Here is a 15,116-nt window from a genome sequence, read left to right as displayed (position 1 = left end):
CAAAAAGGCATCCGATTGGATGCCTTTTTTCTTATTTTGGAAGAGGGTAAAACGGTTACGACTGAAGTTGATGAATACTCTCTTCGATCGTCAGTTTCACTTCTGGATAAAGCAGAGTGAATAGTAATCGTGCAAATTGCTGCGTTTTCTTCGTGTCACAGTTACCATCGTTATCGAGGTATTTTTGCTGTTTGAGCGTATTGAACATAGCGGTAAACACACCTTTATCGAAGAATTCTGGCGCATTAATACCGTGTAAGCGTCCTAAACGTTGAGCAATATCTTGGCTCTTCTGTTCTAGGTCCGATTTACCGAGCTCAGGGTAAGCAACAAGCAAGTTCATCGCGATAGAGTAGCGCTGCAGTGTTTCCGTGATTGTACGACCTAGCAGAACCAAAGGCTGGTTGTTCGACTGATTGATCTCCAGCTTATCACCATCGAGGCTAATCATTTTCTGATCGGCAAACTCATGCAGTGTTTTAACGACCAATTCATCCAACTCGTCTTCTTGATAGCTTAAGAACAACTCTTTCTTCAAGAATGGGTAGATTTGCGCGACATTCGCTTGAATCTTTTCTACCGAAAGGTTGCGCTGACGAATGATCATCTGAGCAATTAATGATGGCAGAGCAAACAAGTGGATGATGTTGTTGCGGTAGTAGGTCATCAGGATCGATTGGCTACGATCCAGCGAAATGATGTCCCCCATGCTATCGGTTTCAATCACGAACTTATCAAGTGAAATCGCATGATCGACCAACTCCTCAGCACTTTCGGTAGGGATAGTGGAGGTGCTTGAATACGGGTTGTTTTTGAGTAGCTTTAAGTAACACTCAATCTGGTTGATCAGCGAGTCACGAGAAAGTGCACGTTGACGAGAAGCAAGCAGTGCGGTTGCACACAAGGTCAACGCGTTTGCTGCCGCCGCATCGTTGATGTGCGTCATCATCTTATTAGCAAGGTCGTTGACCACAGGGTTCATCCATTGTGGTTTGTTACCACCCATGCTGTCGATGTCTTTCGTCCATTCAGGAGCGTGCTCGTTCAAGTATTGGTTGAGCTGAATTGGCTCACCGAAGTTCACATAGCCCAAACCAAAGTTACGCAGTTTACGCAGAGTACGCAGTACAAGCCCTGCGTTTTCTTTCTCTTTGCGTTTGCCACGCAGCTCTTTCGCGTAAGTGCCTACTTCCATTACGTGCTCGTAACCGATGTAGACCGGCACTAGTGTTACTGGGCGGTTTAAACCACGCAGCATTGCTTGGATGGTCATAGCCAGCATACCCGTTTTCGCTTGCAGTAAGCGACCTGTACGTGAACGACCACCCTCACTGAAGTACTCGACTGAATAGCCTTTGGCAAACAGCTCAGCTAGATACTCGCGGAAAATGGTTGAGTACAGTTTGTTACCTTTAAAGCTGCGACGAATAAAGAACGCCCCACCGCGACGGAAAAGAGGACCGGCCGGGAAGAAGTTCAGGTTAATGCCTGCCGCAATGTGCGGAGGCACCATGCCTTCATGGTATAGAACGTAAGACAACAGTAGGTAGTCCATGTGACTACGGTGACACGGAACGTACACAATTTCGTGGCCGTCTTGCGCTAAACGACGCACAGTCGAGGCGTTATTGATGTGCAACCCTTGGTATAGCTTTGTCCATAGCCAACTCAGGATGCGGTCGCCGTTTTTCACTAGACCGTAGGAGAAGTCGGCGGCGATTTCATCCATGATGTCGTGGGCTTCTTTACGTGCCTTATCAATCGAGATATTTTTGCTCTTGGCTTCGTCAGCGATCGCCAGTTCAATAGCTGGGGATTTTAATAAACGAGCAAACAACACTTGGCGTTGTGGCAGGTTTGGGCCTGAAGCAGCCAGTTTCTGGCGTGAGAAGTGGATACGCGCCACGCGAGCCAATTTGTGCGCAATTGCGCTGTCGGTACCGTGAGAGTTTGCCATATAACGCAGAGATACCACGGGACTAAAGCGAACTAAGCAGTCGCGTCCTGCCGCCATTACCGCTTTGGCTTTTTGCGGACCATTCATCGGTTGAAGGTAAGGCTTTTGGTTCTCTTCTTTACCTGGCTTACGACCCCAAAGCACGGTTGCAGGGATCATTTGAACATCCAACTCACTGTCCAGTTTATGTAGTTCCAGTAAGTCAGTGAACAGAGAGACAGAATCGGTTGGGACATCATTATCGTTGTTCATCACAGTTGGACGCGCAGCGATAAAGACGAAACGGTTCAGCGTTTTGCCATTGATTTCCAGCGGGCTGAGCGGGTCGGGTAGACCAAGGCTCATGGCTTGTTTTTGCAGTGTCAGCAAATCCACGTTCGAGCGGAACGGTAGGGCATATACAATCGGCTTAGCGAGGTCGATATTCAGATCTTCAATCGGGTTCGACGGGATTGTGGTGCCCTTTACCAGTACCGATAAAGGTAGTTTTAGTAATGAACGTGAAAATGATTGTCCAGAAGACATAAAGTTCACAGCCTCAATAGGTATTCAAACAGGCCTAACCTTATTTCAGTGTCCGCTTTGCATGTCTTCTATAGAAAAAGAAATGAGTACGGCAAAAGAAATAAGCCTAGGCGATAAAATTTAAGCGCAGCAAGGATACCAGAAACTGGTCAAACCTTTTAATTTTATTGGCTGTAAATTAGTCGAACTCCTAAGTTGTTGCTTTACTTTGATTAACTGAAAAGGCGGTGTTTTAAACGCATGAATAATGAACTTAGTCAGCAAACGAAGTGCACTCCACAAATAAATTAAAAAACAACCAATTGGGTTTTCATTTGAGCATTTACTGGATATACTCACAGTTAACTGTATAAAAAGACAGGTGAGACATGAAGCCGTTAACGCCACGCCAACAACAAGTCTTCGATTTGATCAAAAGTAAAATCGATGACACCGGAATGCCACCAACTCGTGCAGAGATTGCGCGTGAGCTTGGCTTCCGCTCTGCGAATGCCGCAGAGGAACACCTAAAAGCGCTTGCTCGTAAGCAAGCAATTGAAATTATTCCAGGTGCATCGCGTGGGATTCGTATCCTACTTGATGACTCTGCCGCTAATGACGAACAGGGCTTGCCTTTGATTGGTCAAGTTGCTGCGGGTGAGCCCATATTGGCTCAGGAACACGTAGAAGCGCACTACCAAGTCGACCCTGCGATGTTCAAGCCGCAAGCGGATTTCTTACTTCGTGTAAATGGCGAAAGTATGAAAGACATCGGGATTATGGATGGCGATTTGCTCGCTGTGCATAAAACCCAAGACGTGAGAGACGGTCAAGTTGTCGTTGCGCGCGTTGATGATGATGTGACAGTAAAGCGTTTAGAGCGCAAAGGCTCAACCATATTACTGCATGCTGAGAATGAAGAGTTTGCCCCAATCCAAGTGGACTTGACGTCTCAGCATCTTACGATTGAAGGCTTAGCCGTTGGTATTATTCGTAATACCGATTGGATGTAAGTGTATTTAAGCAGCCCAGTTCATCTGGGCTGTTTTGTCTTTTCTCTTCTTTTCTCTTTTTCTACTTCCTCCAAAAGCTTGCTTATCATCTTGACCTTGTTTGTTTTGAGCAATTTATAAGCTTGATAATGTAATTGATATTCATTATCATCTATTTCAATGTCTATGTTTTCTCTCTGGCGCAGGAAATGCCCATGTCTCAGTCTAAACATCAAGTTCCTAACCATTTATTAAAGCCACTGTTATTGCGTAGCCGTGAAAGCATGGTCGACAATGGCTTGGTGTACGATCCGATTGCTGCTAAAGCGTGTTTGAGCTGTAAGATGGCGCCGGATTGTTTGAGTGGTGATATTGCGCAGAAGCAATTGCTGCACGTGACGCTGACCCAGCTTTGTGACCAGCAGGTTAGTCACTTCTTACAGCAGTATCCCGATGCTTGGATTATCAATGTCGGAGCTGGGCTGGATACCCGCTTTTATCGTTTGGATAATGGACGCTGCCATTGGATAGAGCTGGATGTGACGGAAAATTTGGTATGGCGTCAGCGCTTGTTCCACAAAAATGAACGTTATGAACATCGCTGTGGCAGTGTGGATGAAATGTCGTGGCTAGAGACGTTAGCCATTCCAGAGCAAGCACCGGTACTCATTTTATGTGAAATGGCACTGCTCGATTGCACAGAGCGTCAAGTCGCGAAATTTATTCAAACCTTGGGTCGACATTTTGTCTCTGCTGAACTGTGTATGGTGCTGGCAGGAGATTTAACGGAAACCAAGTGGGGACAAAAGCTTGGCTCTGATCGCTATGCACATGGCTTTGAAGCGCCCGCAGAACAGATATTGCAATGGTTACCATGGGCACAGTGGGTGAAAGCTTTTTCGCCATTCGATCGATTCTGTTCTCGTTGGAAAGCTTGGCAGCGTTGGCTTAATAAGATTCCAATGTTGAAGCATCGCCTCACGCCAGTCCTCGTTCACATCAAGTGGTAATTGGCTAGTCGTTAAGCGCTCAGGTACACTCGTCGATCTTACTGATGAGGTGCCTGTGACAAATTCAATCTTCTCTCCTTTATCTAACCCAAAAGTTCATCGCCAAGTCTTAGCTTTAGCGATACCTATGGTGCTGTCGAATATTACTGTTCCATTGCTCGGTTTGGTCGATGCTGCGGTGATTGGTCATCTAGACCACGCTTGGTATTTGGGCGGTGTTGCGTTGGGCAGTACCATGATCAGCGTGACATTTTGGCTGCTTGGTTTTTTACGTATGTCGACTACTGGGTTGGCGGCGCAGTCCTATGGCGGTGAAGACCGAAAGCAACTTGCCTTGGTGTTTATGCAAGGCTCATTTATGGCACTGCTGTTTGCGTTAGTCTTCTTTATTGCCCATAACCCGATTGCTGATTTGATCTTTGGCTGGAGTGACGCCAGTGCTGAAGTGAAGCACTACGGCATGCAATATTTCTCTATCCGAGTGTGGAGTGCCCCCGCCGCGCTAATGAACTTTGTGTTGTTGGGATGGTTGCTCGGAACGCAAAATTCCAAAGCACCAATGTGGATGGTGATCATCACCAACGTGACTAATATTGCTCTCGATTTGTTGTTTGTGATGGGTTTGGGGTGGAAAGTAGAAGGCGCTGCGCTGGCATCGGTGATTGCTGACTACTCAGGCATGGGCTTTGGTCTCATGTGTGTCTGGAAAACCTGGCTAGAGAGGCAATTACCATCACCTCAAAAGCTGCTAGCCAGCACTCAACACGGGTTAGGGCGCTTCGTGAAATTGAATCGCGATATTTTCTTACGCTCTTTGTGTCTGCAAGCGGCTTTTAGCTTTATGACGTTCCAAGGCGCAAGCTTTGGTGATGAGGTTGTCGCTGCAAATGCGGTTCTGATGAGCTTCCTGATGATTATCTCGTATGGCATGGATGGCTTTGCTTACGCAATGGAGGCCATGGTCGGGAAGGCGATTGGTGCCAAAGATAGGCAACAATTGAGTGCATCGCTTGTCGGCACTTTCTTTTGGAGTTTGGTTATTTGTTTGGGGCTGACCGCGCTCTTTGGTTTGGCGGGATCGCAGTTGATCGCCATGATCACTTCAATTGAGGCGGTACAACAGCAAGCTGCTGTGTATCTACCTTGGCTGGTGGTGATGCCACTTGCGTCGATGTGGTGCTTTCTATTGGATGGCATTTTTGTCGGTGCAACCAAAGGCAAAGACATGCGCAATAGTATGTTTGTCGCGACCAGCAGTTTCTTCGCTGTCTTTTACTTATTCGCCGAGTGGGAAAATCACGCGCTGTGGTTTGCAATGACGAGCTTTATGTTGATGCGGGGTATTGGTTTAGGGGTAATCTTTCTCTACCAATGGCACAAGGATACCTTCCTAGCACAATGTTGATATAAAAACAGCAGGTCCAAGCCTGCTGTTTTTCTGTCTGCTATCAAGAAGCATAGATTAGAACAAGCGGTTCAAACCATTCAACGCAGCGACACGATACGCTTCGGCCATTGTTGGATAGTTGAAGGTGGTATTGACGAAATACTCGATGGTATTCGCTGAGCCTTTTTGCTCCATAATGGCTTGACCGATGTGGATAATTTCCGCGGCACGTTCGCCAAAACAGTGAATCCCTAAAATTTCTTTGGTTTCACGATGGAACAATATCTTCAAGCTACCGATGTCTTTCCCTGCGATCTGTGCACGAGCTAGATGCTTGAACGAAGAGCGTCCTACTTCATACGGTACTTTCGCAGCTGTTAGCTCTTGCTCGGTTTTACCCACAGAGCTAATCTCAGGGATGGTGTAGATACCCGTTGGAATATCATCAATCAGATAGTTTTCTGCCTGACCTTTCGTAATGGCTTGTGCGACAAATCGCCCTTGGTCATAAGCGGCGCTTGCAAGGCTAGGGTAACCGATGACATCGCCTACAGCGTAAATGTGCTCAATATCGGTTTGGTAGTTACGGTTTACTTTTAGTTGTCCGCGAGAGTCCGCTTCCAGACCCACAGCACCCAAATTCAACTTATCGGTGTTACCTGTTCGACCATTCGCATACAACAAGCAGTCCGCCTTCATCTTCTTGCCAGATTGTAGGTGAATAATCACACCATCTTCTGTGCCTTCGATTTTTTCATAGGTCTCATCATTACGAATTACCACACCGCTGTTCCAGAAGTGGTAAGACAGCGCATCTGACACTTCGTTATCCAAAAACTCCAACAAGCGGTCTCGGGTATTGATAAGGTCGGTTTTCACTCCAAGTCCGCGGAAGATAGAAGCGTATTCACAACCGATAACGCCCGCACCGTAAATGATGATATGGCGAGGGTCGTGTTTCAGGCTCAAAATGGAATCACTGTCGTAGATGCGCTCATGCAAGAAATCTACGTCGTTAGGCTGATACGGACGAGAACCCGTCGCGATGACAAACTTATCTGCAGAATAGATTTCTTCTGTACCGTCGCTTTGCATCACTGCAATTGAGTAGTTATCGATAAATCGCGCGGTTCCGAACAAAAGTGTGCATGAGTTACGGTCATAAAAGCCCTGACGAAGTCGAGTTTGCTTATCAATGACCGATTTAGCATGACCTAAAATGTCAGAAAATGTTGCATGAACGCTGGTGTTGTTTCGACAAAATAGCGGGTTGCTATTAAATTCGATGATGCGGCTAACGGCATGACGCAGTGCTTTTGATGGAATGGTACCCCAGTGAGTACAACCGCCACCGACACTGCTTTCTTTCTCGACAATGGCAACATTCAGTCCCGCTTTGGTTAATCCCATTGCAGCCCCTTCTCCGCCAGGGCCACTACCGATTACGATCACGTCATAGTGATTAACATGCGCCATGATGCCTTCCTTGTTATATTTGCTTAACATTGCTTTAGCGCGATTTTAACTCATTTACTCTATTGGTACACGTCATGCCTGTTAGAGAGTGGAAGTGATCACGCAGAATCGACCAAAAGGGTGATTTGGTATGTTGTATGTCTATAAATTGCATCGAGAACATTGCAATTAGATGCATGCCAATAGTAACGTTCTCGGCGCTCAGAGCGAGCGAAGCAACATATCTTTCTCCGTAGGAGCAAATTGCGTTATATTGAGGCTCTTGTACCCTACAGAAAAAGAGCAAGTTAAGAATGAAATCGATGGGAATCCGCGCACAGCAAAAAGAGAAGACACGTCGATCATTGATCGATGCGGCATTTAGTCAATTAAGTGCGGATCGCAGCTTTTCCAGCCTTAGCTTGCGAGAAGTCGCCCGAGAGGCAGGGATTGCACCGACTTCTTTTTACCGCCACTTCAAAGATATGGATGAGCTAGGCTTAACTATGGTCGATGAAGGCGGTTTGCTACTACGTCAACTGATGCGTCAGGCGCGTCAACGTATTGTGAAAGAAGGTAGCGTAATTCGTACCTCGGTCGAAACCTTTATGGAATTCATTGAAAGTAGTCCGAACGTCTTTCGTTTGTTGTTGCGTGAGCGCTCCGGCACTTCTGCTGAATTTCGTACCGCTGTTGCTCGAGAAATCCAGCATTTTGCGGCAGAATTAACCGAGTATTTAATGAGCACCGGCGTGACCAGAGAAGAGGCGTATACTCAAGCAGAAGCGTCTGTGACTTTGGTTTTCAGTTCGGGGGCTGAAGCTTTAGATTTAGATCGACGTGAGCGCGATGAACTCGCCGAGCGATTGATCATGCAATTGCGAATGATAGCCAAAGGGGCCTATTGGTATCGCAAAGAACGTGAACGTAACCGATTAAAAGGCGGGATAGAATAATGTCGAATGGAAATAAATCTGAAAAGAAAACGCTGATTTTGGCACTGGTTGCAGGTATGTGTGGTGATGCTTTGTTGTCATGGTTGACCATGAGTGAAGTATCGTTTTCAATCTTCCCATTGATTGCACTCGTACTGGCTGTACAAGCTCTTTACCAAGAGTACCTAAATAATCCGGTATCAGAAGATATCCCATTAGTTGGCTTGGCGTGTTTCTTCGTAGGTGCGTTTGGCCACTCTGCGTTTATTAAAGCGCAATACCCAGAAGCAGGCTCAAACTTCTTTGCGATCATGGTTTCAATGATCTTACTCGCATGGATTGGTAAGAAGCTAGGTTTTGTCAGCAAGAAGACTTCTGCGGAATAAACAAAACGAATCAAATTAAAAAAAGCGAGCCATTGAGCTCGCTTTTTTTTGTCTGATGCTGGTGGACTAAGCTTTACGTTCCAATAGCACGCCAGCTTCCATATGGTGGGTATAAGGGAATTGGTCAAACAGAGCAAAACGCGTTACGTTGTGTGTTTCGCATAGAATGTCCAAGTTCTCTTTTAGAGTCTCAGGGTTACAAGAGATGTACATGATGCGCTCGTAACCTTGCACCATTTTACAAGTGTCGACATCCATACCAGAGCGTGGTGGATCGACAAAAATCGTATTGCAGTTGTAGCTCTTCAGATCCACGCCTGCATCTTGTAGACGACGGAATTCACGTTTACCTTCGATTGCTTGAGTAAACTCTTCTGCTGATAGACGTAGGATTTGTACGTTATCAATCTTATTGGCGGCGATGTTGTACTGTGCAGATACAACCGATGGCTTAGCTAGCTCAGTTGCCAGGACGCGGTCGAAATTCTGTGCCAACGCCAGCGAGAAGTTACCGTTACCACAGTAAAGCTCTAGTAGGTCGCCAGTGCTTTCTTGGGTACAGTCGACCGCCCATTCCAGCATCTTCTCTGCGACTTTGCCGTTCGGCTGAGTGAAGCTGTTCTCAACTTGTTGGTAGATGTAGCTCTGACCATTTACATCGAGCTTCTCGATCACGTAGTCGCGGTCTAGGACAATCTTCATCTTACGAGCACGACCAATGATGTTTAGGTTGAAGCCTTCATCATTTAAACGCTGTTTAAGGGCTTTCGCGTTTTCAATCCACTCTTCATCAAGCTGGCGATGGTAAAGCAGTGAAACCAGAATCTCACCACTTAGCGTCGATAGGAAATCCACCTGGAACAGTTTACGACGTAGTGAGTCGTTGTCTTTCATCGCTTCAACCAATAGCGGCATCAGGTCGTTGATCAGACGGCTTGCTGCAGGGAATTGGTCAACACGGTACTTCTCACGAGTTTCTTGGTTGAACATGATGTAGTAAAGATCTTCGCCTTCATGCCAAACACGGAACTCAGCACGCATGCGGTAATGCTGCTCTGGTGATTCAAACACTTCCAGTTCTGGCATGTTGTATGGCGCGAACATATCCGTGAGACGTTCGACTTTTTCAGCCAGTTGTTCTTGGTAGCGTTGTGGGTTTACATCAAGAGTAGCCATGATCTTACCTTTTATGGTGCATTCAATTTAAGAGCGCAGATTTTATTCAATCTCAATAGGATGTCCAGTTTTGTACTGGAATTGATTTAAAGATAGTGCGTACAGACAGAGTAGAAAGCAAAATCAATCAAAACGTTACAACTTGTAAGGGCAATATTGGCTGGACAAATAATCAATAGCTGAATAATATTTGCCTCAAGTTGGTGCTATCTAGCAATCTAGATGGCTGAAATGGGAATCTGGTGTGAATCCAGAACTGACGCGCAGCGGTAAAAGAGAACGAACGCTCATCAGACACTGCATTAGTTTATGTGGGAAGTCGAGCAAGTAGGCGGTACACCCGTGCTCTTGAGTCCGAATACCTGCCAACAACTGAGCCACAGCACTGGACTGTCATGACGACAGGGCTCGGAAGGAATTACGCGATTTAGGACAATACAATGAGAAAATCCGCACTGGCGATCACTTTGGCATCGCTGCTTTCACCTGTCTCTTATCTACAGGCCCAAGAAACCTCCACTGACGAAACCATCGTTGTGACTGCAAACCGTTTTGAGCAAGCCGAAAGCCGTACGTTGGCAGATGTCGAAGTGGTTACTCGACAAGACATCGATCGCATTCAAGCGAAAACCCTACCAGATGTATTGCGTCGTCTTACGGGGATTCAAATTTCACAAAATGGTGGTCGTGGTCAGTTAGCGTCTTTATTTGTTCGTGGAACCAGTTCCGACCAAGTTTTAGTACTGGTTGATGGCGTACGTTTTGCACGAGCAGCGAAGGGCGCTGTGGACTTTAACCAAATCCCACTTACTTACGTTCAACGGATTGAGTACGTGCGTGGTGCGCGTGCGTCACTTTATGGCTCAGAAGCGATTGGTGGCGTGATCAATATCATCACCATTGCGCGTGCTGACGAAGAAGGAACGAAGTTAAGTGCGGGTTTAGGTAGCTTAGATTACCAAGAATTGAGTGTGGCATCTGGCATTAAAGTCACAGAGAGCGGCCAGCTGAATATCGCGCTTGGTAGTGAAAGTGATGATGGTTATAACGTTCGTCCTGTACCGGGAGTTAATGACGGCGATCGCCATGGCTTTGATACAAAGAATGGTCTGCTAGGTTACGTGCATAACTTCAATGACCAGTGGTCTGTATTTGGTAACCTACGTGCTTATGAAAATGTTTATCAATATGACAGCAGCTACGGCAGTCGCGGTTATTACGAAGCAGAAAAAGACGACCTTTCTGCCACTCTGGGCGGTAAGTATCAGTCTGATAATGTGATGTCAGAACTACAAGTAACGGCACAGAAACAGAAGTCTTGGAACTATGAGCAAGCAAAAGGCAAACACTCAGGTACTGAAGATGAACTTGAGCAGCAAAATGTCCAGTGGACCAACAGCTACTTGCTAAACAACAATACGACGTTTGCTGGTGGTGTTGACTGGCGTAATGAGTCTTATAAAGACAAGAGTGCGAATAAAACGTTTGATCGTACCAATGGCGCTCTGTTTGGTATGGCAACCACCAGTATTGATAAAGCAATGCTTGAGGGCAGTGCTCGCCTTGATGATAACGAAGAATACGGTAGTGAGTTCACTTACAGCTTAGCGGCTGGTTACCAGTTTGTGCCAGAGTTTGGTATTAAAGCTTCTTTTGGTACTGCGTTTAAGGCTCCAAACCTATATCAACAGTATGACCCAACATACGGTGAGAAAGATCTGAAGCCGGAAGAGTCAGATGCTTGGGAGCTAGCATTCAGCGGTGATGTCCAAGGCGTTTTTTGGTCCGTCACGGGTTATGACTATAAAATCACGAATCTTATCGATTACCATCCAACCACATACAAATATTTGAATGTCGATGGTGAAACACATATCCAAGGTGTGGAGCTTGTTGCTGAGTTTGATACAGGGATTGTGCAGCACCAGTTGAGTGCGGATTACAAAGATGCTGAAGATGATAAAGGGCATCAGTTGCAGCGCCGCGCTAAAGAAATGTATAAGTGGAACGCTTTAGTGAGCTTCGATAAAGTGGACTGGTCGGTTAGCTATCAGTACGTAGGTAAGCGTCCAGACGTGGATTACAGCACTTGGCCTTCACAAGATATCACGCTTTCTTCTTACTCGTTGGTTGATACGGCTGTGACTTACTATCCGAATGAGTCGACCTCTATTGGCGCTCGTATCGATAATCTATTTGATGAAGAGTATGAGATGGCAAAAGGTTACCCTGCCGCGGAGCGAGCGTACTATCTAAACGTTGGCTACGAATTCTAATCGTGAATGAACACAAACCGCCTTCGGGCGGTTTTTAATATTTTTGTGATGGAAAATCGAATGATGAAACCTAAGCAAGTGGTGATCAGTTGGTCCAGCGGTAAAGATTCGACATTAACGCTTGAGCGCCTTAACGAGAATCCAAATTATCAAGTTGTCGGTTTGTACACGACTTACGTAGGGAAAGAAGTCCCTTTCCAAGCAACTCCGCTTGAGGTTGTACAAATGCAAGCAGACTTACTTGCGCTTCCGCTTATTACTATCGAACTGCCTGAAGTCTTTCCGAGTAACGACATTTATCAATCGACCATCGTTAATGCATTACAAAGTAGTGGTCTGAACATAGAAGCTGTCGCATTTGGCGATATGTTTTGCAATGGCATTGCCGAGTACCGACGCAGCTATATTGAACCTGCTGGCTGGGAGTGCGTCTTTCCTCTATTAGGGGAGAGCAGCGAAAAACTAGCGATGGAAATCATAGAGCGTGATATTCAAACTATGTTGATCACCATCGACGGAAGTGTTCTCCCTCCAGAATGGTGTGGTCGCTGGTATGACAAAGTCCTAATAGCGTCATTACCAAGTCAAATTGATCCCTGTGGGGAAAATGGTGAATTTCACACACTGGTCACGTCTTCGCCGTCTTTTCAAGGGCATATCGAGCTAACGAAGCGAGATGTAGAATCTGGAGATAGATTCAGCCATCAAAGATACCATGCTAAAGCATTGCCAAAACAAATCTAAGCAGTATGATCGCAACGTTTCTGTTCTTTAGGTAAGGCTCGTGCGAGTAGCAAGTAAGAAAAAAGTCCTAGTTTTTGACTCCGGTGTTGGTGGTCTTTCTGTATTCCAAGAGATACATCGCCTATTGCCGCATCTTGACTACTTATACTTATTCGATAATCAGGCTTACCCTTATGGTGAACTCGATCAGGCGGTACTCATTTCACGAGTTAACCAACTGGTCTCTTCATTAGTCGAAGAACACCAAGTCGACATTGTTGTCATTGCTTGTAATACGGCAAGCACCATAGTGCTTCCTTCCTTACGTGAAAATCTATCGATTCCCGTTGTTGGTGTTGTCCCTGCGATTAAACCCGCATCGCTTTTGGCATCAAAAGGGGTAGGGCTGATCGCCACTCCGGCGACAGTAACACGCCAATATACTCACGAGTTAATACGAGACTTTGCGCAAGGCAAACCAGTTGAGCTGTTGGGATCAACTCGCTTGGTGGATATGGCCGAAGAGAAGTTGCGAGGCAACAGCGTTTCTCTAGACGAACTGACAAAAATCCTGCTTCCGCTTCGCGATAAAGTAGACGTTGCGGTGCTCGGTTGTACTCACTTCCCTTTAATCAAAGAGGAAATTCATCAAGCTTTAGGTGGGGACGTTACTTTAATTGATTCGGGTGCAGCCATTGCACGTCGAGTAAAAGCATTACTATTAAGTGATGAAATTGAGGATACGGAAGAGGGAAGTAAGTCGATTTATGCCAGTGCAACTCCTTGGCAGGAAGATGCACTGAACATTTGTTTAAAGAAGCTAGGTTTTAATCCTGTTCTGGTTTACTACCATCCGGGTGTTTAGGATCGTTCGCAATTCTCACTTTTAGCGTTCTCTCCATATATTCCTTTTCATTCAGTTTAGCGATAGCTGGCTTGGCATCTGCCGCAGCCATCACGACAAAACCAAACCCTCTTCTTTTTCCAGTGCGCTTATCTTTCATTAAGCGTACTGCATAGACCTGTCCATATTCAGCAAACAAATCGCGAACGTGACTCTCATTGGCCTTATAAGGAAGGTTGCCGACATACAGAGTTTTAGTTGATGGATCCGAGTCTGTTGATTGAATAGAAGGTGTCTGGCTAGAAAATGAAAATAAAAAAGCAGTAGCGATAACACCAATGAGAAAACTCAAGGCTGGTGGGATGGTGACTTGAGAGAAGACGATTCCCCCAACGACGGCCAGCCCAGCACATAAAATCAGATTTTTTTTAGACGTCATTTTAATTACTACACATAGTGATAAAGAGATCGATTGTCCATTAACAGAATAGACACATGAATCTTACGTATATGGTTGGTGTTTTTCCAACCAATTGCTGTGATATGTCTCAAATGTGACGAAGAAATATGCAAATATCACGCTTTTGGCTAACTAATGACCTGTTGAAAGTTTTTTTGCAAAAAACGCTTGTACTAATTTCTCAACTCCCTATACTGCGCATCCACCGACACGGAGTGAGACGAAAGTCACACAGCGAGTCGGAAGTGAGAGAAAAAGAAATTTGAAAAAATGCTTGACTCTCTCACGGTGCGGAGTAAGATACGCACCCCTAACGATGAGCAACTAAGTTGCTGGATAAGTTAGAAAAGCTCTTTAAAAATATAAACCTATCAATCTGTGTGGGCACTCGTTGATGATAATCCAATTAGAAACTTCGGTTTCAAATTAGGTTTCAATGAAACGAAGTGACCATTGAATCGAAAGATTCAGCACAGTCAATTCAAACATTACTTTATGTAATGTTCAGTATTCATTGAGCCGAACAAAATCTTAAATTGAAGAGTTTGATCATGGCTCAGATTGAACGCTGGCGGCAGGCCTAACACATGCAAGTCGAGCGGAAACGAGTTGTCTGAACCTTCGGGGGACGATAACGGCGTCGAGCGGCGGACGGGTGAGTAATGCCTAGGAAATTGCCCTGATGTGGGGGATAACCATTGGAAACGATGGCTAATACCGCATGATGCCTACGGGCCAAAGAGGGGGACCTTCGGGCCTCTCGCGTCAGGATATGCCTAGGTGGGATTAGCTAGTTGGTGAGGTAAGGGCTCACCAAGGCGACGATCCCTAGCTGGTCTGAGAGGATGATCAGCCACACTGGAACTGAGACACGGTCCAGACTCCTACGGGAGGCAGCAGTGGGGAATATTGCACAATGGGCGCAAGCCTGATGCAGCCATGCCGCGTGTATGAAGAAGGCCTTCGGGTTGTAAAGTACTTTCAGTCGTGAGGAAGGCGGCGTCGTTAATA

The 15,116-nt window shown here is 45.9% G+C and carries 12 protein-coding genes, 1 rRNA gene and 1 riboswitch; of the genes, 9 read left to right on the top strand and 4 right to left on the bottom strand.

Annotated features, from left to right (window positions below):
• Positions 1-55: 55 nt before the first annotated feature.
• Positions 56-2,482, bottom strand: coding sequence for a glycerol-3-phosphate 1-O-acyltransferase PlsB (gene plsB / locus NDJ01_RS17315; protein ID WP_167426145.1), 2,427 nt, complete (start codon positions 2,480-2,482; stop codon positions 56-58).
• 368 nt (positions 2,483-2,850) lie between these two features.
• On the opposite strand from plsB, the gene lexA reads away from it, so the two are divergent.
• From lexA to dinF, 3 genes are all read left to right on the top strand, one after another.
• Positions 2,851-3,474, top strand: a complete 624-nt coding sequence (gene lexA, locus NDJ01_RS17310) for a transcriptional repressor LexA (protein ID WP_005393778.1) — start codon at positions 2,851-2,853, stop codon at positions 3,472-3,474.
• A gap of 194 nt (positions 3,475-3,668) precedes the next feature.
• Complete coding sequence (locus NDJ01_RS17305; protein ID WP_005393777.1) at positions 3,669-4,463, top strand: class I SAM-dependent methyltransferase; 795 nt, start codon at positions 3,669-3,671, stop codon at positions 4,461-4,463.
• Positions 4,464-4,518: 55 nt separating this feature from the next.
• Positions 4,519-5,868: an MATE family efflux transporter DinF gene (gene dinF, locus NDJ01_RS17300; RefSeq protein ID WP_258587054.1), complete on the top strand. Its 1,350-nt coding sequence runs from the start codon at positions 4,519-4,521 to the stop codon at positions 5,866-5,868.
• A gap of 57 nt (positions 5,869-5,925) precedes the next feature.
• Here the strand turns inward: dinF and sthA are convergent, their stop codons facing one another.
• The gene (gene sthA / locus NDJ01_RS17295) at positions 5,926-7,356 is read right to left on the bottom strand and encodes a Si-specific NAD(P)(+) transhydrogenase (RefSeq protein ID WP_005389689.1); all 1,431 of its coding nucleotides are present in this window, start codon (positions 7,354-7,356) and stop codon (positions 5,926-5,928) included.
• A 263-nt stretch (positions 7,357-7,619) separates the two neighbouring features.
• Between sthA and fabR the strand changes: the two genes are divergently transcribed.
• The gene (fabR, locus tag NDJ01_RS17290; protein WP_005378632.1) at positions 7,620-8,261 is read left to right on the top strand and encodes an HTH-type transcriptional repressor FabR; all 642 of its coding nucleotides are present in this window, start codon (positions 7,620-7,622) and stop codon (positions 8,259-8,261) included.
• Entirely contained in the window at positions 8,261-8,626 is a 366-nt protein-coding gene (locus NDJ01_RS17285; protein WP_005378634.1) for a YijD family membrane protein, read from the top strand. The genes fabR and NDJ01_RS17285 overlap by 1 nt, the downstream gene beginning before the upstream one ends.
• A gap of 66 nt (positions 8,627-8,692) precedes the next feature.
• On the opposite strand, the gene trmA is transcribed toward NDJ01_RS17285, so the two are convergent.
• Positions 8,693-9,802: a tRNA (uridine(54)-C5)-methyltransferase TrmA gene (gene trmA / locus NDJ01_RS17280; RefSeq protein WP_140173772.1), complete on the bottom strand. Its 1,110-nt coding sequence runs from the start codon at positions 9,800-9,802 to the stop codon at positions 8,693-8,695.
• Between the two features lie 184 nt (positions 9,803-9,986).
• Positions 9,987-10,187: riboswitch (cobalamin riboswitch) on the top strand.
• 55 nt (positions 10,188-10,242) lie between these two features.
• Between trmA and btuB the strand changes: the two genes are divergently transcribed.
• The 3 genes from btuB to murI are packed head-to-tail and all read left to right on the top strand — an operon-like array spanning position 10,243 to position 13,666.
• Positions 10,243-12,078 carry a TonB-dependent vitamin B12 receptor gene (gene btuB, locus NDJ01_RS17275; protein WP_258587053.1) on the top strand — a complete coding sequence of 612 codons (1,836 nt, stop codon included), beginning with the start codon at positions 10,243-10,245 and terminating at the stop codon, positions 12,076-12,078.
• A gap of 60 nt (positions 12,079-12,138) precedes the next feature.
• Entirely contained in the window at positions 12,139-12,822 is a 684-nt protein-coding gene (locus NDJ01_RS17270; RefSeq protein WP_199803611.1) for an adenine nucleotide alpha hydrolase, read from the top strand.
• A 40-nt stretch (positions 12,823-12,862) separates the two neighbouring features.
• A complete protein-coding gene (gene murI / locus NDJ01_RS17265; RefSeq protein WP_258587052.1) occupies positions 12,863-13,666 on the top strand; it encodes a glutamate racemase in 804 nt (267 codons plus the stop codon).
• Here the strand turns inward: murI and NDJ01_RS17260 are convergent.
• On the bottom strand, positions 13,629-14,084 hold the full coding sequence (locus NDJ01_RS17260; RefSeq protein WP_258587051.1) for an RNA-binding protein: 456 nt from the start codon (positions 14,082-14,084) through the stop codon (positions 13,629-13,631). The two genes, murI and NDJ01_RS17260, sit on opposite strands and share 38 nt — an antisense overlap.
• A gap of 554 nt (positions 14,085-14,638) precedes the next feature.
• Between NDJ01_RS17260 and NDJ01_RS17255 the strand changes: the two genes are divergently transcribed.
• A 16S ribosomal RNA gene (locus NDJ01_RS17255) occupies positions 14,639-15,116 on the top strand; the annotation flags it as partial.

The sequence above is a fragment of the Vibrio sp. HS-50-1 genome (genome assembly GCF_024747315.1).
In the GTDB taxonomy this organism is placed as follows: Bacteria; Pseudomonadota; Gammaproteobacteria; order Enterobacterales; family Vibrionaceae; genus Vibrio; species Vibrio diabolicus.
Note: the sequence above shows the minus strand (reverse complement) of the source record. Positions and strands in the feature narration are given on the sequence as shown.

Bases quoted from the DNA above. Each gene is read 5' to 3' on its own strand.
- plsB (WP_167426145.1), bottom strand. From the start codon at position 2,482: ATGTCTTCTGGACAATCATTTTCACGTTCATTACTAAAACTACCTTTA.
- lexA (WP_005393778.1), top strand. From the start codon at position 2,851: ATGAAGCCGTTAACGCCACGCCAACAACAAGTCTTCGATTTGATCAAA.
- NDJ01_RS17305 (WP_005393777.1), top strand. From the start codon at position 3,669: ATGTCTCAGTCTAAACATCAAGTTCCTAACCATTTATTAAAGCCACTG.
- sthA (WP_005389689.1), bottom strand. From the start codon at position 7,356: ATGTTAAGCAAATATAACAAGGAAGGCATCATGGCGCATGTTAATCAC.
- fabR (WP_005378632.1), top strand. From the start codon at position 7,620: ATGAAATCGATGGGAATCCGCGCACAGCAAAAAGAGAAGACACGTCGA.
- NDJ01_RS17285 (WP_005378634.1), top strand. From the start codon at position 8,261: ATGTCGAATGGAAATAAATCTGAAAAGAAAACGCTGATTTTGGCACTG.
- trmA (WP_140173772.1), bottom strand. From the start codon at position 9,802: ATGGCTACTCTTGATGTAAACCCACAACGCTACCAAGAACAACTGGCT.
- btuB (WP_258587053.1), top strand. From the start codon at position 10,243: ATGAGAAAATCCGCACTGGCGATCACTTTGGCATCGCTGCTTTCACCT.
- NDJ01_RS17270 (WP_199803611.1), top strand. From the start codon at position 12,139: ATGATGAAACCTAAGCAAGTGGTGATCAGTTGGTCCAGCGGTAAAGAT.
- NDJ01_RS17260 (WP_258587051.1), bottom strand. From the start codon at position 14,084: ATGACGTCTAAAAAAAATCTGATTTTATGTGCTGGGCTGGCCGTCGTT.